This is a genomic window from Tabrizicola sp. M-4 (assembly GCF_051132405.1).
Taxonomy (GTDB): Bacteria; Pseudomonadota; Alphaproteobacteria; order Rhodobacterales; family Rhodobacteraceae; genus Paragemmobacter.
In genome coordinates, this window is the sequence record NZ_CP128606.1 from 2,594,528 (window position 1) to 2,620,325 (window position 25,798).

Consider the following 25,798-nt stretch of genomic DNA (forward strand, 5'->3'; position numbering starts at 1 on the left):
GGCGGCGGCACGGGAAGGGCGCGGATCGGGCGGAAAAGGGGCATTCGGAAAGGGGGTTGCTATTTCTGACTTTTTTGATAAGGTTTCCGCATCCTCCCCAGCCAACCGTTCTGGTCAGCCCGGCGCCCCCTTTCAAATCCGAGAGATGACCGATGGACCCCCTGCCCTATCCCCTTCCTTTGCCGCGTGATGGCGGCCCTGCCTTCGACCTTGGCGAGATGATCCGGCTGGTGCTGGGCGATGGCCTGACAGAGGGCCTGCCCTTCGGCGCGGGGCTGAACCTTGAGATTTTGTTCGACCGGATGGAGGGCGTGCGATGAACATGCGTCCCGATCTTTCGCGCGCCGAGGCGGAGGCGCTGCGCCCGTTGCGGATGGAAGAGGCTGCAGCTACGGAAGCCGCACTGCCGGTGCATGATGCGCGGGTGTTGACCAAGGGCGGCGTGCAGGCGCGGATCGTGCTGGATGGGCAAGTCTATGCGTTGCGCATCACGCGGGCGGGCAAGCTGATCCTGACGAAGTGAGCCGAGGGCGCGCGCGGGTCCGAGTGACAGGCCCGGTATGGCGGTGTAAGGGACGGGCATGAGCGATGCTTTGCCCCACCCGTCGCAGCGGCATGACGACCCGGCGCGCCCGATCCCGCCGCGATCCGTGGCGCTGGCGCTGTGGCTGGCGGTGACGCGGGTCGCGGCGCCCTTGGCGGGGGTGATCCTGCGGCGGCGGTTGCGGGCGGGGAAGGAAGACCCGGCGCGCTGGCGCGAGAAGCTAGGCATGGGCGGCGGCACGCGGCCCGAGGGGGCGCTGGTCTGGCTGCATGCGGTGAGCGTGGGCGAAGGGCTGTCGGTGCTGCCCCTGCTGCGGGCGCTGACGGCGCGGGGCGATGTGCATGTGCTGATGACCTGCACCACGGTGACGGCGATGGGCCTTCTGACCGAACGGGTGCCGGAGCGGGTGATCCTGCGCTATCTGCCGCTGGATTTTCCGGGGCCGGTGGGGCGGTTCCTGTCGCAGTGGCGGCCCGATGTCGCGGTGATGGTGGAAAGCGAGTTCTGGCCGCGCCTGATGCACGAGACCCATGCGCGAGGCATACCGATGATTCTTGCCAATGCGCGCATCTCGGACCGCTCGGCGCGGCGCTGGGGGCGGATGCGGGGGCTGGCCGCGGCCTTGCTGGGGCGGTTCACGCTGCTGGCGGCCCCGGATGCGGCGATGGCGGCGCGGCTGGTGGCGCTGGGGGCGGAGGCCGGGCGTGTGCGCGTGACCGGCACGCTGAAGCGCGCGGCGGAACGGTTGCCGGTGGACGGGGCAGAGCGTGAGCGGCTGCACGGGATGCTGGCGGGGCGGCCGGTCTGGCTGGCGGCCTCCACCCATCCCGGCGAGGAGGCGGTGGTGGTGGCGGCGCATCGCGCGCTCTGCGCGCGGCTGCCGGGGGCGGCGTTGATCCTTGCACCGCGTCATCCGGTGCGGGGGGATGAGGTCGCGGACGTGATCGCGGCGGCGGGGTTGAGCCAAGGGCGCCGCAGCCGGGGTGAAGGGCCTGCGGGGCAGGTCTATCTTGCCGATACGCTGGGCGAGATGGGGCTGTGGTTCGACCTGTGCCCGGTGTCCTTTGTCGGCGGGTCGCTGGTGGCGGGGGTCGGCGGGCACAATGCCTATGAACCGGCGCTGCACGGATCGGCGATCCTGCACGGGCCGGATGTGGGGAATTTCGCGAATCTTTACGCTCGGCTGGATGCGCGTGGCGCGGCAGGGGTGGTGCGCGGGGCGGACGATCTGGCGCGGGCGGTGGAGCGGCTGCTGACCGACGGGGCGGCGCGGGCGGCGCAGGTCGCGGCGGCGGAGGCGGTGCTGGCGGCAGAGACGGATGGCGTGGCAGAGGTGGCGGCGTTGATCCTTGGCCGGGTCGGGGCCTAGGGCACGCGGTTCCTCACCACGTCTTGTTCGTCATCTTCCAGCGGCGATGGGTCCAGAGCCACTGGTCCATATGGGCGCGCACCTGCGCCTCGAGGCTGTCGTTCAGGGCCTGTGTCATGGTGGTCGGATCGGAATGGGGGATCGGCGCCTCGATCACCATGTCGAAGCCGCCATCGGCGCGGCGGATGCCATAGGTGGGGATCACCAGCGCGTCATAGCGGAGCGCCATTTCAGCAGGCGACAGCGCGGTCAGCGCCTCTTGCCCGAAAAAGCGCAAAAGTGCGCCATCGCCCATCGACTGATCCAGCACCACGCCCACCATGCCGCCTCCGCGCAGGAAGCGGATCATGTCGGCCAGACCCTTGCGCCCGCGCGGGAAAAGGGGCGTGCCGATGCGCGAGATGGCGGCGACGTAATGGTGGTTGAAGAAGGGGTTGTCCATCGGGCGGTAGAGGCCGCCCACGCGATAGCCGCGCGCGATGAGGCCGCCGCGGATGGCGTCATAGTTGCCCAGATGCCCGGTGACGAGGAGGACGGGGCGGCCGGTGCGATGCGCCTCTTCCAAGGCGGCAACCCCTGCGCCCTGCAGGCGTTCGCGCGCCACGCGGGCCACGAATTCCGGGCCGGAATAGAGTTCGGCAAGCGTGCGGCCGATGCTGCGCGGCACGTCGCGGACGAGGCGCGCGACCTCTTCCGGTGGCAGATCGGGGCGGACGAGGGCGAGGTTTTCGCGGATGCGGGCACGCCAGCCGGCGATGGGGGCGACGATGCCGGTCATCAGGGCGGCGGCAAGGCGGCGGCGCGCATCGAAGGGCAGGCTGAGGACAAGCCAGAGCGCGGCACGGATCAGGCGATCCGTGATCCATGCGCCGATGCGGCCTGCTGTATCCGACCTGATGGCCATCCGTTCCCTTGACGATGCTGTGGTTCCGGTCCGGTCGTTCACGGACCTTGCGGGATATATCGCCCCCCTGCCGCCCCCACAACCCGACCCTGCCCGTGACGCCACGATGCGGGGCGGGCGTTGACAGGGCCGGGCGGGGCAAGGTCTATGGGGCGCGCGGGGTGCGGGGCTTGCCCGCGCGAGGGAGACGCGATGCGGCCGGAACTCTATGTCACCAACCTGAACCCGCGCTTCACCGGCGTTTCGGCGACGGCGGCGGCGGTGCTGGCCTGTCAGGCGCGCGACATGGCGGCTGTGCTGGTGGGCCATCCCCTGCCCGGCTGCCCGGCGCCCCTGTCGCGGCGTGCGGCGCTGGCGCTGGCACGGGTGCCGCCTGCGGGGCGCGATTTCTCCATCTGGCATGTGCGGCGCAACCCGGAGATGCAGCTTGCGCTTTTCGCGCGCGACGTGCTGCGCCTGCCGGTGCGGATCGTCTTCACCAGCGCGGCGCAGCGGCGGCATTCGGCTTGGCCGCGCTGGCTGATATCACGGATGGATGCGGTGATCGCGACGACGGAGGCGGCGGCGGGTTTCGTGCCGGGGTGCCGGGCGGTGGTGCCGCACGGGGTGGATACTGTCAGGTTCGCCCCGGCGGCGGACCGGGCGGCGGCGTGGCGGGCGACCGGGTTTCCGGGGGACTATGGCATCCTGACCGTGGGGCGCATCCGGCCCGAGAAGGGGACGGACCTTTTCGTGCGGGCGATGATCCGGGCCTTGCCCGCGCTGCCCGGCGCGGTGGCGGTGGTGGCGGGAATGGCCAAGGGCGGGGATGAGGGCTTTCTGGCGGGGCTGCGGGCCGAGGCGGCGGCGGCGGGTCTTGCGGGGCGCATCCTCTTTCCCGGCGAGGTCGCGGCAGAGCGGATGCCCGCCCTGATGCAGGGGGCGGGGTTGCTGATGGCGCTGCCGCGATACGAGGGCTATGGCGTCACGCCGATCGAGGCGATGGCCTGCGGCGTGCCGATCATCGCCACGCGGACCGGGCATTTTCAGGAATTCGCGGGCCGCGCGGGGGGGAACGATCAGGCGGGGCTGGTCGTGCCCCTGGAGGATTGGCAGGGCGCGGCGGAGGCGGCGGTTGCGCTTTTGTCCGACGGGCCGCGCCATGCCGCATGGGCGGCGGCGGCGCGGGAGCGGGCCCTGCGCCTGTTCGGGGTGGAGCGGGAGGCAGCGGGGATCCGCGCCGTCTACGAGGAGGTCTGGGCAGGCCGGTGACCCCGTCCCGGGCCCGACCCGGGACCTCGTGCCGTGCCCTTGGGACCGTCAGCCCTTTGCCCCCTGCCCGCGGGAATAGATGTCCTCGTAGCGGATGATGTCATCCTCGCCCAGATAGGCGCCGGTCTGGACCTCGATCAGGACCATGGGCACCTTGCCGGGGTTCTCCATCCGGTGCTTGGCGCCCAAGGGGATGTAGACCGACTGGTTCTCGGTCACCAGTTGCACGCTGTCATCGACCGTCACCTTGGCGGTGCCGTTCACCACGATCCAGTGTTCCGACCGGTGCATATGCGATTGCAGCGAGAGCGCCGCGCCGGGCTTGACCACGATGCGCTTGACCTGGAAGCGGTTGGACAGCGCGAGCGTCTCGAACCAGCCCCAGGGGCGGTGGTCGCGGGCGAAGGCCTCGGCCTGTTTCGCGCCCTTGGCCTGCAGCACCTCGACCGCCTTCTTCACATCCTGCGCGCGGGATTTGTGGGCGACCAGCACCGCATCGGGCGTGGCGATGGCGATGATGTCGGTCAGGCCGATGCCCACCAGTTCCACCCCCTCCTCCTCCGACCGCAGGAGCGTGCCGTCGCAATCGATGGCCACCGCATTGCCGCCCAGCGCATTGCCGCGCGCGTCGGGGCCCATCTCGCTGGCCACGGCATCCCAGCCGCCAAGGTCGGACCAGCCCGCGCCGAAGGGCACGGCGACGAGGTTGCCCGCGCGTTCCATCACGGCATAGTCGACCGAGGTCGCCTCGGCCCCCGCCCATGCGGCGGGATCGAGCCGCAGGAAGCCAAGGTCAGGAATGGCCTTCTCCACCGCCTCGGTCACGGGGGGAACCATGCCGGGGGCATGGGCGCGGAAGGCCTCGACGATGGTCGCGGCGGTGAAAAGGAAGATGCCCGCATTCCACAGGAAATTGCCGGAGGCGAGCATGGCCTCGGCCACCTCGCGCTTGGGCTTTTCGACGAAGCGGGTCAGGTCGACGGGGGTGCCGTCCTGCGGCGGGGCGGAAAGCTCCAGCCAGCCATAGCCGGTTTCGGGGCGCGTGGGGCGGATGCCGAAGGTGACGATGCGGCCCGCGCGGGCGGCGGGGATGCCCGCCTGCACGGCGGCGCGGAAGGCGGGGGCGTCAGGGACGACATGGTCCGACGGGGCGACCAGCATGAGGGCGCCGGGGTCGGACTTGGCCAGATGCAGCGCGGCGGCAAGCACGGCGGGGGCGGTGTTGCGCCCCTCGGGTTCGATCAGCACGGTGCCGGGGTCGATGCCGACGGAGTGCAACTGCTCGGTCACGATGAAGCGGTAATCCGATCCGGTGATGACGAGCGGCTTGCCGAAGCCCTCACCCGAGAGGCGGCGGGCAGAGGCCTGGAACAGGCTTTCCTCGCCGATCAGGCGGGTGAACTGCTTGGGAAAGCTTTTGCGCGACAGGGGCCATAGACGGGTGCCCGACCCACCGCACAACAGAACCGGATGGATCATTCCGACGACCCCTTTCTCGTAAACGCTCGTGAACGGCGGAAGCGTTGCAGGATTTTCGTGGCCGGAGCAAGGCAGCAACGTGACCCCATTCGCCCCGCGACAGGGCATCGGCGAGGCGGGCGAAGGGGCAATCCCACCTTGCCGCCGCCCACGCTGCACAGGGCGGCGGCGGCCTTGTCCGGGCCTTTGTCAGGCCACCTGATCCAGCCAGTCGCGGAAGGCCGCCACAACCTCGGACTCGCTGTCGACCAGATGCTGGGGGGCGGGATAGCTGCCGTCATGGACATCGGCGGCGAATGCGGACATGGCGGCGACGCGCTTTTCCTGCAGCCGGTCATATTCGGTGGCGAAATCGGCATAGACCTTGGCGTGGCGGGGGACGTGGCCCCGGTTCTGGCCCAGCACATCATCCGAGAAGAGGTATTGCGCATGGCCCGCCGCCCCTGCCCCCATGGAGATGAGGAAGAGGCTGGTGCGTTCCGCGATGGCCTGCGTGATGGAATGGGGGACGACCTCGATCTCGGCCGCGAAGGCGCCTGCTTCTTCCAGTGCCTTGACCTGTTGCCAGACGAGTTGCGCGGTTTCCAACGTCTTGCCCACGGCCTTGAAGCCCCCGGTCCATGTGCGCTTGGACGGAATCAGGCCGACATGGCCGCAGACCGGCAGGGCGTGGTCGGCCATGGCGCGGATCGTTTGCAGCGAGCCGGAGCAGTAGAAGCCGTCGGCGCCGTGCTTGTAGAGGGGGAAGGCCCATTTCAGGAAATCGGCGGTATCGCCGATTTCGTAGAAATTGTCGCCGGGGAAGGCGAAGGCCGTGGGCGCGGCCTCGCGGAAGCGGCGGTCCATGATCATGGCGGGGGGAACGGAGAGGAGTTCGACGCCCGCCCTTTCGGCGGCCTCGGCCTCTTCCAGCGTTTCGACGCGGAGCATGGCGAATTGATGCTTGCCGCGCTGGTCCAGAAGGTCGCGGACGGTCAGGCGTTTGGCCATCACGGCACCTCGATATAGACGTCGGAGCCGTCGACCTTGATGGGGAAGGTCTTCAGGTTGACGCAGACGGGCGCGCGTTTTGCCTCTCCGGTCCGGTAGTCGAACTGGCCGTTATGCTTGGGGCATTCGATCATGTGGCCCATCACGAGGCCGTCGCAGAGGTGGATGTTCTCATGCGTGCAGAGGCCGGCAGTGGCGAAGAAATCACCTTCGGGCGAGTGGTAGATGGCGTAGGTGGCGCCGGCATGGTCGAAGCGGATCAGGTCCTCTTCGTCGATGTCGTCGGTGGCGCAGGCGCGGATCCATTGGGGCATCGGGTTTGTCCTTATTCGGCGGGGACGGCGTCGGGCAGGTCACCCAGCGCGGCCTTGTGGAAATCTTCGCGATAGGGTTTCGCGGTGGGGGGCAGGTCGCGCCGCAGGAAGTAATCCTCATACGCAAGCTGGCGGCGCAGGGCGGGCCACATCTCGGCGAAGGCCTCGGCTATGGAGCGGTTGGGCGCGGGCAGGTCGTGCTTGATCGTTTCGTGCAGGCGCGGGAGCGCGTGATAGGGGACCATCGGGAACATGTGATGTTCGACGTGGTAGTTCATATTCCAGTAGATGAAGCGCGAGATCGGGTTCATGTAGACCGTGCGGCTGTTCAGCCGGTGGTCGATAACGTTGTCAGCAAGGCCGCCATGTTGCAGCAGGCCCGTCATGATGTGGTGCCATGCGCCATACATGCGGGGCAGGCCGATCACCATCAGGGGCAGGATGGACTGCATCCAGATCGCGGTGGCGATGGTCGCGGCATAGATGGCCGTGTAGATGATCGCCACGCGCTGGACCTTGCCCCATTCGGATTGCGGGACGAAGGTCTTCTCCTCGGCCGTGGGGCCTGCGAGGGCGTTCTGGATCATGCGGGGGATGAAGGCCAGCACGTCGGGGATGCCGAAGAAGGCGCCGATCAGTTTGATGAAGGCCGGGGGGCGCATGATGGCGATTTCGGGGTCGCGGCCCACGATGTAGGTGTCGGTGTGGTGGCGGGCATGGCTCCACCGCCAGGTGGCGGAGTTGCGCATGATCATGAAGGAGGCGATCTCGTAGACCGCGTTGTTCATCCACGGGGTCTTGAAGGCGGTGCCGTGGCTGCATTCGTGCCACCGCGAGTCGGAGGCGGAGCCGTAGAGGACGCCGTAGGCCAGCCAGAAGGGCACGCACCACCACGTTCCCCAGAGCGCGATGCCCCCGGCGGCGAAGGCGATCATGCAGCCGTAGAGGATGATCGTGTCGCGAATCGCCGGTTGATCCGACCGCTGCATCAACTCTTTCATCACCTTGCGGGGGACATCGGTGTGGTACCACTCCGCGGCGGCCAGCCCGGTTTCGACGGCGCGGGCGCCATCGGGGCCGAGCAGGCTGTAATCTCTCTTGGCCATGCGAAACTCCTTCTCTCGGCTGACCGAGTTTCAATGTGTTTAGAACGAAAATTCCATATCGTGGAAGTATCCCCTCTGGCGATCTCGTCAGAAATCGTCAAATATGCACGCCGTCTGACGATTTAACGGCAACGCAGGTGACGAAGATGGCAAGGCGCGCAGGCATGGCGGAACTGGCGGCAGCGGCTGGCGTATCAATCGCCACGGTGGACCGCGCGCTGAACGGCCGTGAAGCGGTGAGTGCGGCGACTCGCCTGCGCATCGCCGAGGCGGCAGTGAGGATCGGCCACCCGGCGGCAGGCCGCCTGTCGGGCACGTCGCAGGCTGCGGAGTTGCCGGAAGTGCGCTTCGGCGTGGTGCTTCACAAGCAGGGGCAGGATTTCTACAAGGCCTTCGCGGATGAGTTGAACCGGTCGGTCTTGGAAGTCCAGGGTGTTCGGCCGCGTCTCGTGCTGGAGTTCTCGCCATCGCAGGCGCCTTCGGAAATGGCGCGGCTGATGCGGTCGATGGCGGGACGCTGCGATGTGCTGGCGGCGACGGCAGTGAACCACCCCGAAGTGACCGCCGCAGTCGAGGAACTTAGAAGTGGCGGCTTGCGTGTCATTTCGCTGCTGTCAGATTTTGCGCAGGGAATTCGTGTGGGATACCTTGGGCTTAACAATCTGAAGGTGGGGCGCACCGCCGGATGGATCACGGGTTTGGCGGCGCGGGGACCGGGCAAGGTAAGGCTTTTCGTGGGTGGACATCGCTGGCACGGCCACGAGTTGCGTGAAACGGGTTTCCGCGCATATCTGCGGGAGCGGGCCCCGCATCTTCAGGTGATGGACACCTTCGTCAACCTCGAGACGCGCCAACTGACTTACGAGAACACACATGCGGCACTGGCGCAGGACCCCGATCTGCGCGGGATTTATGTTGCGGGGGGCGGCATGGAGGGCGCAATCGCCGCCCTTCGCGAAGCGCGTGCTCCGGGCGAGGTCGTGCTGGTCGTGCCGGCCCTGACTCGCGAATCACAGCAAGGTCTCGCGCAGGGGATCGTCACGATGGTCACGGATACGCCACTGGAGAAACTGTGCCGAGAGATGTTTATCCGCATGACAAAAATCGCCACTCATGGGCCGGACAGTGCTGATTTCGGCCAGATATTCCTGAACCCCGACATACATGTGGCGGAATCGATCTGACGAAAAATCGTCAAACTCTCGCGGATTCCTTTAGGGCTGATTGCAGCAGTGAAACATTTCGGTTGAGGCGGTCCAGAATTGGAATATCTTTTCCATCCACGCCGCCTCCGTGAAGCTAGGCCGCGTCTGGAGAGAAAATAGATGCTGCCTTTCGCCCTGAACCACATGACCGCGCCGAAACTGGGCTGGGAGGCCTTTGCCGACCTTGCCGCAGGTCTGGGCTGCGTGGGGGTGGAGTATCGCAACGATCTTTCCGGCCCGCTGTTTGGCGGGGCCGATCCGGCGGCGGTGGGGGCTGCGGTGAAGGCGCGGGGGCTGCGCTTCCTTGCGCTGGCGGAAGTGAAGATGTTCAACGACTGGTCCGACGCCAAGGCGGCAGAGGCCGAGGCGCTGATGCGGATCGCGGTCGCGGCTGGGGCGGAGGCGGTGAGCCTGATCCCGCGCAACGATGGCGTGGCGACGGAGCGGGGCGAGAGCCGGAAGGTCACGGAGCGCGCGCTGCGGGAAATCCTGCCGATGCTCAAGGCGCATGGGTTGAAGGCGATGGTGGAGCCCTTGGGCTTTGCCGTCTGTTCGCTGCGTTACAAGGACGTGCTGGCCGGGGCGATTGATGCGGTGGGGGGCGTGGGCACCTATTTCATGGTGCATGACACCTTCCACCACGCGCTGGCGGGGTTCGGGCCGATCTATCCGGAACTGACGGGGATCGTCCATGTGTCGGGCGTGAAGGACATGATCGCGCTGGATGACATGCGCGACCCGCATCGGGTGCTGGTCGATGGCGATGACGTGCTGGGCAATGTGGCGCAGATCCGCGCGCTGCGGCGGGCCGGATATGCGGGGCCGATCAGCTATGAGCCCTTCGCGCCGTCGGTCCATGACATGACCGATCCGAAGGCCGCGCTGGCGGCTTCGATGGAATTCATCCGCGCGGGCGTGGAGGCCTGAGCGGAGGGAATACCGCCCGCAGGACGGGCGGTCCGGCAGGGAGAACGGTGTGCCGGACACCGACAGTGGAGGAGAGAACCATGAAAAAGACCCTGATCGCCGCGGGCTTCGTCTCGCTGATGGGCAGCACCGCGATGGCCGACGGGATCGGCGTGTCGATGGCGCTGTTCGACGACAACTTCCTGACCGTGCTGCGCAACGGGATTCAGGCGCAGGCCGATGCGGGCGGTCTGTCGGTGCAGATCGAGGACGCTCAGAACGACGTGGCCAAGCAGTTGGACCAGATCAACAACTTCATCGCGAGCGGTGTGGATGCGATCATCGTGAACCCGGTCGACACCTCGGCCACGCAGGCGATGACGGATGCCGCCGCCGCCGCGGGCGTGCCGCTGGTATATGTGAACCGCCAGCCGATCAACGTGGACAGCCTGCCGGACAATCAGGCCTTCGTTGCGTCGAACGAATCCGAATCCTCGCGTCAGGGCTTCATCGAGCAATGCAACCAGTGGGCCGCCGCCGGCAAGACCGAGGTGAGCGTCTATGTCATGCAGGGCGAGCTGTCGAACCAGGCGGCCGTGCAGCGCACCCAGAACTACTATGACGTGATGGACGCGGGCGAATGCGCCGTGAAGGTCAATGTGATCGACCAGCAGACCGCCAACTGGTCGCGCGATCAGGCGCAGAACCTGATGACGAACTGGCTGTCCACCGGCGCGGCCTTTGATGGTGTGCTGGCCAACAATGACGAGATGGCGCTGGGTGCCATTCAGGCGATGAAGGCGGCGGGCATCGACATGGCCTCGGTCATCGTGTCGGGCGTCGATGCGACGCAGGATGCGCTGGCCTCGATGCAGGCGGGCGAGCTGGACATCACGGTGTTCCAGAACGCGGCGGCGCAGGGTGGCGGCGCGCTGGATGCGGCGGTGAAGCTGGCGGCTGGCGAGGCGGTGGAGCAGAAGGTCTATGTGCCCTTCGAACTGGTGACGCCCGCCAATATCGACAACTACCTGTCCAAGAACTGATCCCCCCGCGGGACGACAAGGGGGCGGCGGACCGACCGCCGCCCCGCTTCATTCCTGCGCGTCTTGTGGCAGGATGGACGAAAACGACAAGCGGGAGGAGGACGCCGTGGCAGACGCGACCCATGGGCTGGGGGGCCTGAAATACGATCCGGCGAAGCGGACGCGCGCGCCGGAATGGAATGTGTTCGGCGCGCTGGTGCTGATCGTGGTGATCTTCGAGGTGCTGAACCGCATGCAGGGCGGGTCCTTCCTGTTCAACATGCGCGACAATGTCGATGCGATCTTCAACCAGCAGCGGCTGGATATCATGATCCTGCAGGTGGCGATCATCGGGATCATCGCGCTGGGGGTGACGCAGGTCATCATCATCGGGGGGATCGACTTGTCGTCGGGGTCCGTCGTGGGGGCCACGGCGATGATCGTGATGAGTTTCGCGCAGACGGCGATGGTGAACGGGAACCCGAACCCCAAGGCGATCTTCGGGGAATGGGCGATGGATCTGCCGGTGATCGTGCCGATTGCCGTGGGTCTGGCCTGCGGGCTGTTGGCGGGATTGGTGAACGGGGCGCTGGTCGCCTATACGCGCATCCCGCCCTTCATCGCGACGCTGGGGATGATGGTTTCAGCGCGCGGCGTGGCGCGGTGGTGGTCGAACGGGCAGCCCGTCAGCTTTCCCACGGAAAGCTATGGCGCGCTGGCCAATGGCGACCTTCTGGGGTCGCTGACCTTTGGTCTTTTGTCATGGCAGGGGCAGAACCCGGCGGTGGTCTTCGTGATCCTTGCCGTGCTGTTCCACCTGATCATGAAATACACGCTTTACGGCAAGCGGTCCTATGCGATCGGGTCGAACGAGGCGGCGGCGCGGATGTCGGGGATCAATGTCGATCGGCACAAGGTGCTGGTCTATACGATGGCGGGCATGCTGGCCGCGGTGGCGGCGATCCTGCTGACGTCGAAGAACCTGACCGCGCAGGCGGGCATGGGGGTGATGTACGAGTTGGACGCCATCGCGATGGCGGTGATCGGGGGCGTGTCGCTGGCGGGGGGGCGGGGGTCGATCCTTGGCACCGTGCTGGGGGCCGCGATATTCTCGGTGATCATCTCGGGTTTCACCTCGATCCGGCTGGATGCCTATTACCAAGAGATGGTGAAGGGCGCGATCATCGTGGCGGCCGTGGTGCTTGACCAATGGCGGCAGAAGAACCGGGCGCGGGGGTAAGGACCATGGCGAAGATCATTCTGGAAACACGGGGCCTGACCAAGTATTACGGCGGCGTGCATGCGCTGGAGGATGCGAATTTCGTGCTGCACGAGGGTGAGCATGTGGCCGTGGTGGGCGACAACGGCGCTGGGAAATCCACCTTCGTGCGGCAGGTGACGGCGGTGGAGCAGCGGACGGCGGGGGAGATCCTGTTCGACGGGCAACCGGTGAGTTTCGCGGGGCCGCTGGAGGCGCGCGAGGCGGGGATCGAGACGGTGTTCCAGACGCTGGCCTTGGCCGATGATCTGGACGTGCCGTCGAACCTGTTTCTGGGGCGGGAATTGTTCAAGTTCCGGCTGGGGCCGTTTTCATGGCTGGACCGCAAGGTGATGCGCGAGCGCACGATGGAGGCGCTGAAGACCACGGCGGTGAAGATACCCAACGTGGATAACCCGATCCGGAACATGTCGGGCGGGCAGCGGCAATGCGTGGCCATCGCGCGGACGGCGGCCTTTGCATCGAAGCTGGTGATCATGGATGAACCCACCGCCGCGCTGGGCGTGCAGGAGACGGCGCAGGTGGAGAACATCATCCGGGGCCTGAAGGACCGGGGGGTGCCGCTGATCCTGATCAGCCACAACCTGCGGCAGGTCTTCGATCTGGTGGATCGGATCGTGGTGTTCCGGCGCGGGCGGATCGTGGCCTCGCTGCGGAAGGACGAGACGGACGGGAATGATGTCGTCTCCTACATCACCGGGGTGAAGGGCGGCGTCGAGGCGGCCTGACGGGGGCTTGCCCCGCCCTGCCCTGCCCCGTGCCGGCGGCCTGCGGGGCGGGGCTTGGGCATTGCCGTTCCCAGCGGGCAATGCGACAAGGGGGCCATGACAGCGCGGGGCGAACCATCGGCATGGCGGGGCCGGGCATCGATTGCCTGGGGTTTCCTGCTGTCCCTGCTGCTGGTCCTTGTCACGGCGCAGTCGCGGCCCTCCGCCCTGCCCCTGCCCGTCCTGCAGGCCAGCCTTGCCTCCGTGCAGGGGGGCGAGTTTCCGGCCATCCTAGCCGGGGCGGGCAAGTTCCAGCGCGGGCCGGAATTCCGGCATGCGGGCGATCCGGAGGAGGCGCTGGCGCCTGCCACGGCCCCGACCCCTGCCCTTGCGCGTTTCCGGGCGCTGGCGCGGGTAGCGTCCGATTCGCCGGTCGCTGCGGGCGAGAACCGCCCGCCCGAGGCGCGTGCCCCGCCCCTTGCCTGACCTTTGATGTCGCGGGCCCGCGCCAAGGCGCGGTGCCCTGCCCTTCCGCATCCCCTGCCCTGTCCTGACTGCCCTATCCGACAGGATTGGCGGAACAGGCATGGCGGGGAGCGTTCTCACATCATTCTCCGGCATCCGGCGCGGCCCATTGGCCGCCTCTGGCCGGGACAAGGACAGGTCATGTCACGCACCCTTCTCTGGAAGCGCCTTCTCATCTGGGGCGTCTGTCTCTGGGGCATTCTCTTCGCCCTTCCCAATGCCTTCTACCCCACGGTGGAGCGCCACAACGACGCCGCGGCCACCCTTGCCGAAACCGGCACCCTGCCCTCGGGGAGCGAGGCGGATCTGGCGGGCTGGCCCGGCTGGATGCCCTCGGACCTGATGGCTCTGGGCCTTGATCTGCGGGGCGGGGCGCATCTTCTGGCAGAGGTCCATGTCGAGGAAGTCCATGCCACGCGGATGGAGGTGCTGTGGCCTTCGGTCCGCGATGCCCTGCGCGAAAGGCGCGGCGAGGTGGGCACCATCCGGCGGCTGGAGGCACCGGCGGGCGAGTTGCGGGTGGCGATCGGCAATCCCGAAGGCATGCAGGCGGCGCTTGGCGCGGTGCGCGCGCTGGCCACCCCGGTGGTGAGCCTGTCCGGCATCGGCCAGACGGATATCGAGGTGGCGGGCAGTGGCGACACACTGACCATCCGGCTTTCGGAGGCGGAACAGAAGGCCTCGGACGAGCGCAGCTTGCAGCAATCGCTGGAGATCATCCGCCGCCGGGTGGATGAGGTCGGAACGCGCGAACCCACGATCATGCGGCAGGGCGCGGACCGCATCCTGATTCAGGTGCCGGGCATCGGATCCGCGGCGGAGTTGAAGTCGCTGATCGGGACAACGGCGCAACTGACCTTTCACCCGGTGCTTGGCCGGACCGCCAACCCGGACGGGGCGGGCAGCCCCGGCGACCTTGTCCTGCCCTCGGCCACGGAACCGGGGCAGTATTACATCCTTGATCGCAGCCCCGTGGTCAGCGGCGACAACCTTGTCGATGCACAGCCCGCCTTCGACCAGAACAACCGTCCGGCGGTGAATTTCCGCTTCGACGCGCCGGGGGCGCGCGCCTTCGGCGACTATACGGCTGCCAATATCGGATCGCCCTTCGCCATCGTCCTTGATGGCGAGGTGATCTCGGCCCCGGTGATCCAGAGCCACATTCCCGGCGGATCGGGCATCATCACGGGCGATTTCGACGTGGAGGAGTCGACGGAACTGGCCGTGCTGCTGCGGGCGGGCGCCCTGCCTGCGGGGATGACCTTCCTCGAGGAGCGGACCATCGGGCCGGAACTGGGCGCGGACAGCATCGAGGCCGGGCAGCGCGCGGCGGTGATCGGGATGATCGCGGTCGTGGCCTTCATGCTGGCCTGCTATGGCGGGTTCGGCGTCATGGCGAATATCGCGCTGGCCTTGAACATGGCGCTGCTGCTTGCGGTGCTGTCGGTGATCGGGGCCACGCTGACGCTGCCGGGCATCGCGGGGATCGTGCTGACCATGGGCATGGCGGTGGATGCCAATGTCCTGATCTTTGAGCGCATCCGCGAGGAACTGCGGCAGGGGCGCCCCGCCGGGCGGGCCATCGAGACGGGCTTCGACAAGGCGCTCTCGGCCATCATGGACAGCAACATCACCGGCCTACTGACAGCGGTGATCATGTTCGCGGTGGGTTCGGGCCCGGTGCGGGGCTTTGCGGTGACGCTGGGCCTTGGCATCCTGACGTCGATGTTCACCGCCGTCTATGTGACGCGGCTGATCGTCGAGACATGGATGCGCTGGCGGAAGCCGAAGACCGTCTCGGTGAAAGGGGTCCTGAAGCTTGCGCCGGACAATACGGCAATCGACTTCTTCCGGGCGCAGTGGCTTACCTTCGGGGCCTCGGTCGCAGCGGTGGTCGCGTCGCTGCTTCTGGTGGCGGTGCTGGGATTGAATTTCGGCATCGACTTCAAGGGCGGAACCACGATCCGGGCCGAGACGACGCAGGCGGTGGATATGGGTGCCTATCGGGCGGCCCTGTCGGAGATGGCGCTGGGCGATGTGGCGATCACGGAAGTCTTCGATCCGTCCTTCCGGCCGGACCAGCATGTCGTCACCATCCGGATCGAGGCGCAGGAGGGCCACGAGGCGCTGTCGCCGCAGGGCGTGGCGCAGGTGGAGGCGGCGATCCGGGCCGTCGATCCGGTGGTGGATTTCACGGCGGTGGAATCGGTCGGGCCCAAGGTTTCGTCCGAGCTGATCTGGCTGGCGCTGGCGGCCGTGGCTGCGGGGGCGGCGGGCATCCTGATCTATGTCTGGATGCGCTTCGAGTGGCAGTTCGCGGTGGGCACTGTGGCGGCGCTGATCCATGACATCGTGGTGACGGTCGGCATCTTCGCCCTGTTCGGGTTGAAGTTCGACCTGACCATCGTGGCGGCGCTGCTGACGATCCTCGGCTATTCGGTGAACGATACCGTGGTGATCTTCGACCGGCTGCGCGAGAACATCGCCAAATACAAGACGATGCCGCTGCGCGACCTGATGAACCTGTCGGCGAACGAAACCCTGGGGCGCACGCTGATGACGGCGACGACGACGCTGATCGCGCTGGTGGTACTGCTGGTCTTTGGCGGGGACGTGATCCGGGGCTTCGTCTTCGCGATGCTGCTGGGGGTGATCCTCGGGACGTGGTCGACGCTTTATGTGGCGAAGAACATCGTGCTGTTTCTGGGGATCGACCGGGGCGGAAAGGAGAAGCGCGCGGCGGATCACGAATTCGCCCATATCGAGGCCTGAACGCCCCCCCCGGCCCCTGCGGGCCGGGGGGCCTGCGGGCCGGGGTGACGGGCGCAAGCATCCTAGCCCGCCGTCTGGCGGGCCCCGATAAGACTTTGTGTGATGGAAGTGGTGCCGCTGAAGGGACTCGAACCCCCGACCCCATCATTACGAATGACGTGCTCTACCAGCTGAGCTACAGCGGCCTGGTGGCGGGCTATTAGCACCCCTCCGCGGCGGTGTGTAGCCCCAAATGGCAGAAAAATGCGCGGGACGGGAAGTTGCGGCTAGCGGGTGAAATCGTCGATCACCGCGACGCCGGGGGGCATCGGGCCGTCGAAGGCGCGCAGCTCGGCCGAGGCGCGCGAGAGGGGCACGGTGCGGGCGATGAGCGGGGACATATCCACCACCCCGCGCGTGATCATGTCCAGCAGCGAGGGGTATTTCCACGCAGGCATTCCGCGCGTGCCAAAGAGGGCAAGCTGCTTCATGTAGACCGCGTTCATGTGGATCTGCATCCGTGCGGTATGGCCCGTGGGCAGGCCCACCTGCACATGCCGCCCCAAGGGGCGCAGGCAATCGATGGAGGCATTGGCCGTGGCCTCGATTCCCAGCGCCTCGATCGAGACATGGGCGCCGCCGCCCGTGGCCTCGACGATGCGGGCGGCCACGTCGCCGTCACGGGCGTCGAAGGCGGCTTCGGCGCCAAGGGACAGCGCGTGGGACAGCTTCTCCGCCACCACATCCACCACCACGACCCGCGCGCCCAAGGCGCGGCCAAGGATCAGCGCCGACAGCCCGATGCCGCCCGTGCCATGCACCGCCAGCCATTCCCCCGCGCGCAGGTCGGCGCGGCCCGTCAGCGCGTGCCAAGCCGTGGTGACCCGGCAGCCCAGACCCGCCGCAAGGACGGGCGAGATCACCTCGGGCAGGCGGGCAAGGTTATGGGCTCGGGGGACGGAGATATATTCGGCATATGCGCCCGGTTCGCCGAAACCCGGCACGCGCTGCGATTTGCAGATCGTGGTCTGGCCGGACTGGCATTCGGGGCATTGGCCGCAGGCAAGGATGAAGGGCGCGATGACGCGGTCGCCCACCTGCCAGCGCGACAGCGGACCCGCCTCCACCACCTCGCCGCAGTACTCATGGCCGGGGATCGCCCCCGGCTTCACGCGGGGATGTTCGCCCACCCAGCCGTGCCAGTCGCTGCGGCAGATGCCGCAGGCGAGCAGTTTCAGCACCACCCCGTCGGCCTCGCAGGCGGGGTCCGGAACCTGTTCGATGACGAGGTCCTCGCGATAGGCTTTCAGGATGGCGGCGCGCATCGTGATCTCCGGTCTGTGCGACCGGAGCCAATCACCGGGGCGCGCGGAAGGCTAGGCCGAAGCCGACGCAAGCGGTCGCGTTCGGGCGTCGCGGTCAGAGGATTTCGACGCGGTAGCCTTCGATCACGGTATTCGCGAGCAGCTTTTCGCACATGGCCTTCACATCGGCCTCGGCCTTGGCCTTGTCGGTTTCCGCGAGATCCAGTTCGATAACCTTGCCCTGCCGCACGCCGTTCACGCCCGCAAAGCCCAAGGTGCCCAGCGCATGGCGCACGGCCTCGCCCTGCGGGTCGAGGACGCCGTTCTTCAGCATGACGGTGACGCGGGCTTTCATCGGTTCCCCCAAGATCTGGTGCGGTTGGCCGTGGCAATAGCGCCCTGCCCCCGCAGGGGCAAGGTTTCAGTTGATCAGCGTGGGCTTCGTCGTATGGGTCACGTTGGAGGGCAGCACGCCCAGACGGCGGGCGAGTTCGGTATAGGGATCGGCCAGCGGGCCGGGTTCGCGCACGATCCCCTCGCGCTCCATCGCCTCGGAGGCGGTGCGCATGTCCCAGAGGCGGCAACTGTCGGGGCTGATCTCGTCGGCCACGATCAGGCGCATGTAGTCGCCCTCCCAGATGCGGCCCACCTCGATGCGGAAATCGGCAAGGCGGATGCCCACGCCCAGCATCACGCCCGACAGGAAATCGTTCACCCGCAGCGCCAGCGCGACGATATCGTCAAGGTCCTGCTGGCTGGCCCAGTTGAAGGCGATGATATGTTCCTCGGACACCATGGGCGTGCCCAGACGGTCGTCCTTGTAATAGTATTCCACGATGGGGCGCGGCAGGGCCGTGCCTTCGGGGATGCCCAGCTTGGCGGAAAGCTCGCCTGCGGCGAAGTTGCGCACAACCACCTCCAGCGGGATGATCTCGGCCATGCGGACCATCTGTTCGCGCATGTTCAGGCGACGGATGAAATGGGTGGGAACGCCGATGCCGTTCAGCCCGGTCATGAAGAATTCGGACAGCCGGTTGTTCAGCACGCCCTTGCCTTCCACCGCCGCGGGGGCGGGAGTGGCGGGGGTCGGGGCGCTATCATCCTTGAAATACTGGATCAGGGTGCCGGGTTCCGGCCCTTCGTACAGGATCTTGGCCTTGCCCTCGTAGACCTTCTTGCGACGTGCCATGAATGCTCCGGTTCAACGCAGAAGGCGGGGCAACCATAGGGTTCCCCGCCTGTTGAGGGGGCTATAGTCCAACACCGCCCAAGTCGCAAGGCATGAGCCCGCCGGATGCCGCCGCTCTTGCAGCGGGCGCGCGCCGGGGGCATATGGTGGGGCAAGGACATTCTGGATCAAGGGGCCCCGACATGACCACCTTCGACGATCGCGAACACGCCTTCGAGGCCAAGTTCGCCCATGACGCCGACATGCAGTTCCGCGCCGAGGCCCGCCGCAACAAGCTGGTGGGGCTGTGGGCCGCGGGTCTTCTGGGCAAGAGCGGGGACGCGGCCGCCGAATATGCCATGAGCGTGGTGAGCGCCGATTTCGAGGAAGCGGGCATCGAGGATGTGGTGCGCAAGGTGGCGGGCGATCTGGCCGGCAAGGCCAGCGCCGACGAGGTGCGCGCCAAGATGGCCGAGCTTCTGCCCGTGGCCAAGCAGCAGCTGATGGAAGAGCTGTAATCCCTTCGGCCCATGGCGGCGCGGAGGAAGGGCACCCTGCGGGGTGCCTTTTTCCATCGCCGCGCGGGGATCTTGGCCCGCGGTTCAAGATCATCATGCGGAATATCGAATTGCCTGATACCGTCCGCCATGGCAGAGCTTTGCCCAGATATTCAGATAAAGGTGCCCCATGGCCGATGCGCTGACAGAACTCCTCTCCACCCGCGACTGGCTGATGGCCGATGGCGCGACGGGGACGAACCTGTTCAACATGGGGCTTTCCTCCGGCGAACCGCCGGAACTGTGGAACGTGGATCAGCCGGACAACATCCGCACCCTCTACCGCAGCGCGGTAGAGGCCGGGTCGGACATCTTTCTGACCAACACCTTCGGCGGCAATGCCGCGCGCCTGAAGCTGCACAACGCGCAGGGGCGCGTGCGGGAACTCAACCGCGTGGGCGTCGAGTTGGGGCGCGAGATCGCCGACAAGGCGGGGCGTAAGGTCGTGGTCGCGGGATCGGTCGGGCCGACGGGCGAGATCTTCGAGCCGATGGGAACCCTGACCCACAAGGACGCGGTGGAAATCTTCCATGAGCAGATGGAAGGGATGAAGGAAGGCGGCGTCGACGTGCTGTGGATCGAGACCATCTCGGCGCCCGAGGAATACCGCGCCGCCGCCGAGGCCGCGAAACTGGCGGGCCTGCCGTGGTGCGGGACGATGAGCTTCGACACGGCGGGGCGGACGATGATGGGCGTCACCTCCGCCGCGCTGGCGGAACTGGTGGAAAAGCTGCCGAACCCGCCCGTGGCCTTCGGTGCCAATTGCGGCGTGGGCGCGTCGGACCTGATGCGGACGGTGCTGGGCTTTGCCTCCACCGGGACAGAGCGGCCGATCATCGCCAAGGGCAATGCGGGGATCCCCAAATATCACGACGGCCACATCCACTATGACGGCACGCCGGAACTGATGGCGGAATATGCCGTGCTGGCGCGGGATGCGGGGGTGCGGATCATCGGCGGCTGCTGCGGGACGATGCCGGAACACCTGCGCGCCATGCGCGAGGCGCTGGAGACGCGGCCCAAGGGTCCGCGCCCGACGCTGGAGGACATCTCGGCCCATCTGGGCGGCTTCTCCTCGGCCTCGGACGGAACGGGCGACGATGCGGGCGGCCCCAAGCGTGAACGGCGTGGACGACGCGGCTGATCCGCAGCCGCACGGGGGGGGCCACCGCCCCCCTGCCACCGCTTGACAGGCCTTGCACCCTGCCCCGCCCTGCCCTAAGACGCGCCCGGAAATCAGGGCCTTGCGGGGGGGATGCATGCCGCTTCTCGTGATGAAATTCGGGGGCACCTCGGTGGCCGACCTCGCGCGCATCGAGAATGCCGCGAAGAAGGTCCAGAAGGAGGTCGAGCGCGGCTATGACGTCATCGTCATCGTCAGCGCCATGTCGGGCGAGACGAACAAGCTCGTGGGCTATGTCGAGGGGACGTCGAAGCTTTATGACGCCCGCGAATACGATGCCGTCGTGGCCTCGGGCGAGAATGTGACCGCTGGCCTGATGGCCCTGCGCCTGCAGGAAATGGGCATTCCCGCGCGGTCGTGGCAGGGCTGGCAGGTGCCGATCCAGACCACGGCGCAGCACGGCTCCGCCCGCTTCGTGGATATCCCGCGCGCCAATATCGACGCGAAATTCGCCGAGGGCTTCAAGGTCGCCGTCGTCGCGGGCTTTCAGGGCATCTCGCCCGAAGGCCGCATCACCACGCTGGGCCGGGGCGGCAGCGACACCACCGCGGTGGCCTTCGCCGCAGCCTTCGGCGCGGAACGCTGCGACATCTATACCGATGTGGACGGCGTCTACACCACCGACCCGCGCGTGAGCAGCAAGGCCCGCAAGCTGGACAAGATCGCCTTCGAGGAGATGCTGGAACTCGCCTCCCTCGGGGCCAAGGTCCTGCAGACCCGCTCGGTCGAACTCGCCATGCGCTACAAGGTGCGCCTGCGCGTCCTCTCATCCTTCGAAGACACCGACGAAACGTCCGGCACCCTTGTGTGCGACGAGGAGGAAATCATGGAATCGAAAGTCGTCTCTGGCGTGGCCTTCAGCCGCGAGGAAGCCAAGATCACCCTCTTCACCATCGAGGACCGCCCCGGCGTCGCCTCGGCCATCTTCGGCCCCTTGGCCGATGCGGGCGTGAACGTCGACATGATCGTCCAGAACATTTCCGAGAAAGACTATGACGACGCCCATCCGGGGGCCGTCACCGACATGACCTTCTCCTGCCCGATCAATCAGGTGGAACGCGCCAAGAAGGCGATGGAGGATGCCAAGGCCACGGGCCTGATCGGCTATGATGAGCTGATCGTGGATACCGACGTGGCGAAGGTCTCGGTCGTGGGCATCGGCATGCGGTCCCATGCGGGCGTCGCGGCCAAGATGTTCAACGCGCTGGCGGCGGAGGGGATCAACATCAAGGTGATCTCCACCTCCGAGATCAAGATTTCCGTCCTGATCGACCGGAAATACATGGAACTGGCCGTGCAGGCCCTGCACGACGCGTTCGAGCTGGAAAAGGCCTGAGGGGCAGCCGCCCCCAGGCCCCTCCGCATCAGCCCGGAAGCAACCCCGCAAGGTCCATGTCGCAGCCCAGGCCCGCCGTGGCCCCGGCGGCGGCGGCAAAGATCGCGGCGGGGGTCGGGCTGGCCAGATCGCCCGCCGCAAAGACCCCCGGCACCGACGTCCGCTGCCACCTGTCCGTCTCCACATGCCTGCCCGCGGGGCCCGCGACAAAGGCGCAGCCCAGCGCCTCTGCCAGTGGCGCGGCAGGCTCGGTGGTGCTGGCCAGATAGACCGCCTCCACCGGCACCGGGGCCGCGCCCGCAACATGCAGGGCGCGCACCCGCCCCGCTTCCTGCGCGACCGTCTCGATCCGGCCCGAGACCAGCGCAAGACCAAGCTCCGCCACCACCGCCAGCGTTTCGGGCGCGAGCGTCGCGCCATTGTCGAACACCGTCAGCCGCCCTGCCCAGCGCCGGATCTGCCGCAGGTAATGGCCTGCATGTGGATGGTCGCCAAGGATGATCGCGGTCGGCAGGTCCGCCAGTTCATAGCCATGGCAATAGGGGCATTGATTGGCCGTGATCCCCCAGCACGCCGCCAATCCCGGCACCTCCGGCAGGATATCCCGCTGCCCAGTCGCCAGAATCACCCGCCGCGCCGCAGCCGCGCCGCCCTCCCACTCCAGCCGGAACCCTTCCCCCGGCGTGATCGCCGTCACCCGCGCGGGCACGAAGCTGAACCCCGGATAGGCCCGCAACTGCGCCATCGCGCCCTGCCGGATCGCCTCGGGCGGCTGGCCGTCCTGCCCCAGAAAGCCATGCGAATGGCGGGCAAAGCGGTTGCGGTTCAACCCGTCATCGAACAGCACCACCCGCCGCCGCCCCCGCAACAGATAGAGCGCCGCCTGCAACCCCGCGAAATTCCCCCCCACGACCGCCGCATCGAACGGCTGGTCAGCCCCGGAAATCATTGTCATCCTTGAACACCTCTCTGGAAAACCCGATTCTCGCAACTATCATAGTTACATGAAACGCGACAGCAAGCTTTCCCTCGCCCTCCACATCCTCGGCCATATGGGCCTTGATCCCGCGCGCGTCTCCCGGTCCGAGGATCTGGCGCGCCACCATGCCACCCATGCCGTCGTCGTGCGCCGGGTGCTGGGCAGCCTGCGCGACGCCGGGATCGTCACCTCGGCCAAGGGCCATGCCGGCGGCTGGTCGCTGGCCCGGCCCGCCGCCGCGATCACCATCGCCGATGTCTGGCGCGCCCTTGGCGAAAGGCTGGATCCTGCCCCCGGCCTTGGCCCCGACAACCCCGCCACCTGCGCCATCGAACGCGCCCTGCATGGCACCTGGGACAGCGCCATCACCGATGCCGAAACCGCGCTTCTCGCCCGCCTTGAAAAGGTCAGCATCGCTGATCTTTCGGGCAGCATCACGACAGATGCCGCCCTTCCCTGCCTTGCCGTGCAAGAGCCCGGTTCCGTTGCGCGCGATCCTGTGGTCTAAAGACCCCGACAGGGACAAGAACAACCATGCCGGAACGGACCGAAAGCGAAAGCCGCAAACTGCTGCGCCGGTTGCGCGACACGCTTGCCACCACGGGCGGCGGGCAGGACAGGCTTGACCGCATCACCCATCTCATCGCGGATTCGATGGGGACCGAGGTCTGCTCCATCTACCTCTTCCGCGACGCCGAAACGCTGGAACTCTGCGCGACCGAGGGGTTGAAGGCCGAAGCCGTCCACAAGACCCGGATGAAGCTGGGCGAGGGCCTCGTCGGCCGCGTGGCGCGGACGGGCCTGCCGGTAAACACGGCCAATGCCCCCCAGGAAAAGGGCTTCCGCTACATGCCCGAAACGGGCGAGGAACTCTATTCCTCGTTCCTTGGCGTGCCGATCCAGCGGGTGGGTGAAAAGCTGGGCGTCCTTGTGGTGCAATCGAAGACCGCGCGCGAATTCTCGGAAGACGAGATTTATGCGCTGGAAGTCGTGGCCATGGTTCTGGCCGAGATGACGGAACTGGGCGTCTTTGCCGGGGACGGCGATGGCATGCGCCTGCTGCACAAGCAATCGGTGATGATCCGGGGGGGCACGGGGCAGGAAGGCGCGGCCGAAGGGCGCGTCTGGCTGCATGAACCGCGCGTGGTGGTGACGAACCCGGTGGCCGACGATCCGCTGACCGAGATTGACCGCATCCGCGAGGCGGTGGGCAAGCTGCGCGTGTCGGTGGATGACCTGCTCTCGGCGGAAAGCCTCGACAAGGACCAGAAGGCGGTTCTGGAAGCCTACCGGATGTTCGCCAATTCGCGCGGCTGGCTGCGCCGGATGGAAGAGGACATCCAGCGCGGCCTTTCGGCGGAAGCGGCGGTGGAGAAGGAACAGTCGGCCGCCCGGGCCCGTCTGGAACAGGTCCCCGACGCCTACCTGCGCGAGCGTCTGCATGACCTCGACGACCTGTCGAACCGCCTGCTGCGCATCCTGACGGGACAGGGGACCGACACGGGCGCGACCATGCCCGAAAACCCGATCCTCGTCGCGCGCCACATCGGGCCTGCCGAACTACTGGATTACGGGCGCAAGCTGAAGGGCGTGGTGCTGGAGGAAGGCTCCGTCGGGTCGCACGCCGCCATCGTGGCGCGCGCGCTGGCCATCCCCTTGGTGATCCATGCCGACCGCATCACGACCGAGGCGCTGAACGGCGACCAGATCCTCGTCGACGGCGATCAGGGGATCGTCCACCTGCGCCCCGAGGAAACCGTCGCCCGCGCCTTCCGCGACAAGATCGCGATGCAGGCCGCGGCCCAGCAGCGCTACGCATCCTTGCGCGGCCTGCCCGCCCAGTCGAAATGCGGCACCGTCACGACGCTGATGATGAATGCGGGGCTGATGGCCGACCTGCCCAGCCTCGAAGGATCGGGCGCCGAAGGGGTGGGCCTCTTCCGCACGGAACTGCAATTCCTCGTCCGCAACAAGATGCCCCAGCGGGCGGAGCTTGCCGCGCTCTATGCCCGCGTCATGGATGCGGCCCACGGCAAGCGCGTGGCCTTCCGCACGCTCGACATCGGGTCGGACAAAGTGCTGCCCTACATGAAGCCGCAGGACGAGCCCAACCCCGCGATGGGCTGGCGCGCGATCCGCGTGGGGCTGGACAAGCCGGGCGTGCTGCGCATGCAGTTGCAGGCGCTGATCCGGGCGTCGAAGGGGCGGCCGCTGACGGTGATGTTCCCCTTCATCACCGAACTGTCGGAATTCCAGACCGCCCGCGCGCAGGTCCTGCACGAGTTGCACCGCGAGAAGTCGCTGGGCCATCCCATCCCCGCGCGCGTGGAGATCGGCGCGATGCTGGAGACGCCGTCGCTCGCCTATGCGCCGCGGGCCTTCTTCGAACTGACGGATTTCGTGTCCATCGGCGGGAACGACCTGAAGCAATTCTTCTTCGCCGCCGACCGCGAGAACGAGCGGGTGCGGCGGCGGTACGACACGCTGAACGTGTCCTTCCTGACCTTCCTGTCGCAGATCATCGCCCGTTGCGACGAGACGGGCACGCCGCTTTCCTTCTGCGGCGAGGATGCGGGGCGGCCCATCGAGGCGCTGGCCTTCGCCGCACTGGGGCTGCGCGCGCTGTCGATGCGGCCCGCCTCCATCGGGCCGGTCAAGGCGCTGTTGCGACGGGTGGACCTGACCGAGGCGCGGGCGGTGATCGACCGCGCCATGCGGGACGGGGTGGAAAGCGTGCGTCCCGCGCTGGTCGAGTGGCTGTCGAACCAGCCGGAGTGATACCTGCCAAGCGTGGAAGAAAATTCTTCTTACGAAGAATTTTCGCAGGGGCGCCTTGCGCCCCTGATCCCATGGCGGCCAGCGCCCCCTGCAAGGGGGCGGAAAATTCTTCGCAGGAAGAATTTTCGCCCCGGAGCGGCC

26 protein-coding genes and 1 tRNA gene are annotated in these 25,798 nt (G+C 67.2%); 17 read left to right on the forward strand and 10 right to left on the reverse strand.

Going from position 1 to position 25,798, the window contains the following annotated elements; translation table 11 throughout:
* The first annotated feature begins 152 nt into the window (after window positions 1-152).
* Genes TabM4_RS12685 through TabM4_RS12695 form a run of 3 tightly spaced genes read left to right on the forward strand, consistent with a single transcriptional unit; the run spans window position 153 to window position 1,913 of the window.
* On the forward strand, window positions 153-320 hold the full coding sequence (locus TabM4_RS12685; protein WP_434612837.1) for a hypothetical protein: 168 nt from the start codon (window positions 153-155) through the stop codon (window positions 318-320).
* Between the two features lie 53 nt (window positions 321-373).
* A complete protein-coding gene (hemP, locus tag TabM4_RS12690; protein WP_434622065.1) occupies window positions 374-523 on the forward strand; it encodes a hemin uptake protein HemP in 150 nt (49 codons plus the stop codon).
* 58 nt (window positions 524-581) lie between these two features.
* Window positions 582-1,913 (forward strand): 3-deoxy-D-manno-octulosonic acid transferase, encoded by a 1,332-nt coding sequence (locus TabM4_RS12695; RefSeq protein WP_434612839.1) that lies wholly within the window; start codon window positions 582-584, stop codon window positions 1,911-1,913.
* A 13-nt stretch (window positions 1,914-1,926) separates the two neighbouring features.
* On the opposite strand, the gene TabM4_RS12700 is transcribed toward TabM4_RS12695, so the two are convergent.
* Window positions 1,927-2,817: a lysophospholipid acyltransferase family protein gene (locus TabM4_RS12700; protein ID WP_434612841.1), complete on the reverse strand. Its 891-nt coding sequence runs from the start codon at window positions 2,815-2,817 to the stop codon at window positions 1,927-1,929.
* Here TabM4_RS12700 and TabM4_RS12705 point away from each other — a divergent pair.
* Both TabM4_RS12705 and TabM4_RS12710 read left to right on the forward strand, forming a co-directional pair.
* A complete protein-coding gene (locus TabM4_RS12705; protein WP_434612843.1) occupies window positions 2,810-2,941 on the forward strand; it encodes a hypothetical protein in 132 nt (43 codons plus the stop codon). The two genes, TabM4_RS12700 and TabM4_RS12705, sit on opposite strands and share 8 nt — an antisense overlap.
* Window positions 2,942-3,009: 68 nt before the next feature.
* Window positions 3,010-4,068, forward strand: coding sequence for a glycosyltransferase family 4 protein (locus tag TabM4_RS12710; RefSeq protein WP_434612845.1), 1,059 nt, complete (start codon window positions 3,010-3,012; stop codon window positions 4,066-4,068).
* Between the two features lie 48 nt (window positions 4,069-4,116).
* On the opposite strand, the gene TabM4_RS12715 is transcribed toward TabM4_RS12710, so the two are convergent.
* From TabM4_RS12715 to TabM4_RS12730, 4 genes are all read right to left on the reverse strand, one after another.
* Window positions 4,117-5,547, reverse strand: a complete 1,431-nt coding sequence (locus tag TabM4_RS12715; RefSeq protein ID WP_434612847.1) for a mannose-1-phosphate guanylyltransferase/mannose-6-phosphate isomerase — start codon at window positions 5,545-5,547, stop codon at window positions 4,117-4,119.
* A 189-nt stretch (window positions 5,548-5,736) separates the two neighbouring features.
* Complete coding sequence (locus TabM4_RS12720; RefSeq protein ID WP_434612849.1) at window positions 5,737-6,537, reverse strand: 3-methyl-2-oxobutanoate hydroxymethyltransferase; 801 nt, start codon at window positions 6,535-6,537, stop codon at window positions 5,737-5,739.
* Window positions 6,537-6,851: a MocE family 2Fe-2S type ferredoxin gene (locus tag TabM4_RS12725; RefSeq protein ID WP_434612851.1), complete on the reverse strand. Its 315-nt coding sequence runs from the start codon at window positions 6,849-6,851 to the stop codon at window positions 6,537-6,539. Before TabM4_RS12725 ends, TabM4_RS12720 begins: the two co-directional genes overlap by 1 nt.
* An 11-nt stretch (window positions 6,852-6,862) precedes the next feature.
* Window positions 6,863-7,957: a fatty acid desaturase family protein gene (locus TabM4_RS12730; protein ID WP_434612853.1), complete on the reverse strand. Its 1,095-nt coding sequence runs from the start codon at window positions 7,955-7,957 to the stop codon at window positions 6,863-6,865.
* Between the two features lie 146 nt (window positions 7,958-8,103).
* Here TabM4_RS12730 and TabM4_RS12735 point away from each other — a divergent pair, with 146 nt between their 5' ends.
* From TabM4_RS12735 to secD, 7 genes are all read left to right on the forward strand, one after another.
* Window positions 8,104-9,141, forward strand: coding sequence for a LacI family DNA-binding transcriptional regulator (locus tag TabM4_RS12735; RefSeq protein WP_434612855.1), 1,038 nt, complete (start codon window positions 8,104-8,106; stop codon window positions 9,139-9,141).
* Window positions 9,142-9,282: 141 nt separating this feature from the next.
* On the forward strand, window positions 9,283-10,089 hold the full coding sequence (locus tag TabM4_RS12740; RefSeq protein WP_434612857.1) for a TIM barrel protein: 807 nt from the start codon (window positions 9,283-9,285) through the stop codon (window positions 10,087-10,089).
* Window positions 10,090-10,169: 80 nt separating this feature from the next.
* On the forward strand, window positions 10,170-11,111 hold the full coding sequence (locus tag TabM4_RS12745) for a substrate-binding domain-containing protein (protein WP_434612859.1): 942 nt from the start codon (window positions 10,170-10,172) through the stop codon (window positions 11,109-11,111).
* A 106-nt stretch (window positions 11,112-11,217) separates the two neighbouring features.
* Complete coding sequence (locus TabM4_RS12750; RefSeq protein ID WP_434612861.1) at window positions 11,218-12,330, forward strand: ABC transporter permease; 1,113 nt, start codon at window positions 11,218-11,220, stop codon at window positions 12,328-12,330.
* 5 nt (window positions 12,331-12,335) lie between these two features.
* A complete protein-coding gene (locus TabM4_RS12755) occupies window positions 12,336-13,097 on the forward strand; it encodes an ATP-binding cassette domain-containing protein (protein WP_434612863.1) in 762 nt (253 codons plus the stop codon).
* 96 nt (window positions 13,098-13,193) lie between these two features.
* Window positions 13,194-13,562 carry a hypothetical protein gene (locus TabM4_RS12760; protein WP_434612865.1) on the forward strand — a complete coding sequence of 123 codons (369 nt, stop codon included), beginning with the start codon at window positions 13,194-13,196 and terminating at the stop codon, window positions 13,560-13,562.
* Window positions 13,563-13,742: 180 nt separating this feature from the next.
* Complete coding sequence (secD, locus tag TabM4_RS12765; protein ID WP_434612867.1) at window positions 13,743-16,373, forward strand: protein translocase subunit SecD; 2,631 nt, start codon at window positions 13,743-13,745, stop codon at window positions 16,371-16,373.
* 109 nt (window positions 16,374-16,482) lie between these two features.
* On the opposite strand, the gene TabM4_RS12770 is transcribed toward secD, so the two are convergent.
* From TabM4_RS12770 to TabM4_RS12785, 4 genes are all read right to left on the reverse strand, one after another.
* Window positions 16,483-16,558 (reverse strand) — tRNA-Thr (locus TabM4_RS12770).
* Between the two features lie 81 nt (window positions 16,559-16,639).
* Window positions 16,640-17,677 (reverse strand): alcohol dehydrogenase catalytic domain-containing protein, encoded by a 1,038-nt coding sequence (locus TabM4_RS12775; protein WP_434612869.1) that lies wholly within the window; start codon window positions 17,675-17,677, stop codon window positions 16,640-16,642.
* 94 nt (window positions 17,678-17,771) lie between these two features.
* Window positions 17,772-18,011: a phosphoribosylformylglycinamidine synthase subunit PurS gene (gene purS / locus TabM4_RS12780; RefSeq protein WP_434612871.1), complete on the reverse strand. Its 240-nt coding sequence runs from the start codon at window positions 18,009-18,011 to the stop codon at window positions 17,772-17,774.
* Between the two features lie 66 nt (window positions 18,012-18,077).
* On the reverse strand, window positions 18,078-18,845 hold the full coding sequence (locus TabM4_RS12785; RefSeq protein WP_434612873.1) for a phosphoribosylaminoimidazolesuccinocarboxamide synthase: 768 nt from the start codon (window positions 18,843-18,845) through the stop codon (window positions 18,078-18,080).
* Between the two features lie 182 nt (window positions 18,846-19,027).
* On the opposite strand from TabM4_RS12785, the gene TabM4_RS12790 reads away from it, so the two are divergent.
* From TabM4_RS12790 to TabM4_RS12800, 3 genes are all read left to right on the forward strand, one after another.
* Complete coding sequence (locus TabM4_RS12790) at window positions 19,028-19,342, forward strand: DUF1476 domain-containing protein (RefSeq protein ID WP_434612875.1); 315 nt, start codon at window positions 19,028-19,030, stop codon at window positions 19,340-19,342.
* A 169-nt stretch (window positions 19,343-19,511) separates the two neighbouring features.
* Entirely contained in the window at window positions 19,512-20,525 is a 1,014-nt protein-coding gene (gene bmt / locus TabM4_RS12795; protein WP_434612877.1) for a betaine--homocysteine S-methyltransferase, read from the forward strand.
* Between the two features lie 115 nt (window positions 20,526-20,640).
* Complete coding sequence (locus tag TabM4_RS12800) at window positions 20,641-21,900, forward strand: aspartate kinase (RefSeq protein WP_434612879.1); 1,260 nt, start codon at window positions 20,641-20,643, stop codon at window positions 21,898-21,900.
* A 28-nt stretch (window positions 21,901-21,928) separates the two neighbouring features.
* On the opposite strand, the gene TabM4_RS12805 is transcribed toward TabM4_RS12800, so the two are convergent.
* The gene (locus TabM4_RS12805) at window positions 21,929-22,855 is read right to left on the reverse strand and encodes an NAD(P)/FAD-dependent oxidoreductase (RefSeq protein ID WP_434612881.1); all 927 of its coding nucleotides are present in this window, start codon (window positions 22,853-22,855) and stop codon (window positions 21,929-21,931) included.
* 49 nt (window positions 22,856-22,904) lie between these two features.
* On the opposite strand from TabM4_RS12805, the gene TabM4_RS12810 reads away from it, so the two are divergent.
* Window positions 22,905-23,387: an Rrf2 family transcriptional regulator gene (locus TabM4_RS12810; protein ID WP_434612883.1), complete on the forward strand. Its 483-nt coding sequence runs from the start codon at window positions 22,905-22,907 to the stop codon at window positions 23,385-23,387.
* A 26-nt stretch (window positions 23,388-23,413) separates the two neighbouring features.
* On the forward strand, window positions 23,414-25,657 hold the full coding sequence (ptsP, locus tag TabM4_RS12815; RefSeq protein WP_434612885.1) for a phosphoenolpyruvate--protein phosphotransferase: 2,244 nt from the start codon (window positions 23,414-23,416) through the stop codon (window positions 25,655-25,657).
* Window positions 25,658-25,798: the final 141 nt, after the last annotated feature.

Excerpts from the sequence above, each read along its gene's own strand:
- TabM4_RS12740 (WP_434612857.1), top strand. The coding sequence starts at position 9,283 with ATGCTGCCTTTCGCCCTGAACCACATGACCGCGCCGAAACTGGGCTGG.
- TabM4_RS12720 (WP_434612849.1), bottom strand. The coding sequence starts at position 6,537 with ATGGCCAAACGCCTGACCGTCCGCGACCTTCTGGACCAGCGCGGCAAG.
- TabM4_RS12715 (WP_434612847.1), bottom strand. The coding sequence starts at position 5,547 with ATGATCCATCCGGTTCTGTTGTGCGGTGGGTCGGGCACCCGTCTATGG.
- TabM4_RS12785 (WP_434612873.1), bottom strand. The coding sequence starts at position 18,845 with ATGGCACGTCGCAAGAAGGTCTACGAGGGCAAGGCCAAGATCCTGTAC.
- TabM4_RS12695 (WP_434612839.1), top strand. The coding sequence starts at position 582 with ATGAGCGATGCTTTGCCCCACCCGTCGCAGCGGCATGACGACCCGGCG.
- ptsP (WP_434612885.1), top strand. The coding sequence starts at position 23,414 with ATGCCGGAACGGACCGAAAGCGAAAGCCGCAAACTGCTGCGCCGGTTG.
- TabM4_RS12755 (WP_434612863.1), top strand. The coding sequence starts at position 12,336 with ATGGCGAAGATCATTCTGGAAACACGGGGCCTGACCAAGTATTACGGC.
- TabM4_RS12685 (WP_434612837.1), top strand. The coding sequence starts at position 153 with ATGGACCCCCTGCCCTATCCCCTTCCTTTGCCGCGTGATGGCGGCCCT.
- TabM4_RS12775 (WP_434612869.1), bottom strand. The coding sequence starts at position 17,677 with ATGCGCGCCGCCATCCTGAAAGCCTATCGCGAGGACCTCGTCATCGAA.
- secD (WP_434612867.1), top strand. The coding sequence starts at position 13,743 with ATGTCACGCACCCTTCTCTGGAAGCGCCTTCTCATCTGGGGCGTCTGT.
- TabM4_RS12800 (WP_434612879.1), top strand. The coding sequence starts at position 20,641 with ATGCCGCTTCTCGTGATGAAATTCGGGGGCACCTCGGTGGCCGACCTC.
- TabM4_RS12760 (WP_434612865.1), top strand. The coding sequence starts at position 13,194 with ATGACAGCGCGGGGCGAACCATCGGCATGGCGGGGCCGGGCATCGATT.
- TabM4_RS12790 (WP_434612875.1), top strand. The coding sequence starts at position 19,028 with ATGACCACCTTCGACGATCGCGAACACGCCTTCGAGGCCAAGTTCGCC.
- TabM4_RS12700 (WP_434612841.1), bottom strand. The coding sequence starts at position 2,817 with ATGGCCATCAGGTCGGATACAGCAGGCCGCATCGGCGCATGGATCACG.
- TabM4_RS12730 (WP_434612853.1), bottom strand. The coding sequence starts at position 7,957 with ATGGCCAAGAGAGATTACAGCCTGCTCGGCCCCGATGGCGCCCGCGCC.
- TabM4_RS12735 (WP_434612855.1), top strand. The coding sequence starts at position 8,104 with ATGGCAAGGCGCGCAGGCATGGCGGAACTGGCGGCAGCGGCTGGCGTA.
- TabM4_RS12705 (WP_434612843.1), top strand. The coding sequence starts at position 2,810 with ATGGCCATCCGTTCCCTTGACGATGCTGTGGTTCCGGTCCGGTCGTTC.
- TabM4_RS12805 (WP_434612881.1), bottom strand. The coding sequence starts at position 22,855 with ATGACAATGATTTCCGGGGCTGACCAGCCGTTCGATGCGGCGGTCGTG.
- purS (WP_434612871.1), bottom strand. The coding sequence starts at position 18,011 with ATGAAAGCCCGCGTCACCGTCATGCTGAAGAACGGCGTCCTCGACCCG.
- TabM4_RS12710 (WP_434612845.1), top strand. The coding sequence starts at position 3,010 with ATGCGGCCGGAACTCTATGTCACCAACCTGAACCCGCGCTTCACCGGC.
- TabM4_RS12745 (WP_434612859.1), top strand. The coding sequence starts at position 10,170 with ATGAAAAAGACCCTGATCGCCGCGGGCTTCGTCTCGCTGATGGGCAGC.
- TabM4_RS12810 (WP_434612883.1), top strand. The coding sequence starts at position 22,905 with ATGAAACGCGACAGCAAGCTTTCCCTCGCCCTCCACATCCTCGGCCAT.
- bmt (WP_434612877.1), top strand. The coding sequence starts at position 19,512 with ATGGCCGATGCGCTGACAGAACTCCTCTCCACCCGCGACTGGCTGATG.
- hemP (WP_434622065.1), top strand. The coding sequence starts at position 374 with ATGGAAGAGGCTGCAGCTACGGAAGCCGCACTGCCGGTGCATGATGCG.
- TabM4_RS12725 (WP_434612851.1), bottom strand. The coding sequence starts at position 6,851 with ATGCCCCAATGGATCCGCGCCTGCGCCACCGACGACATCGACGAAGAG.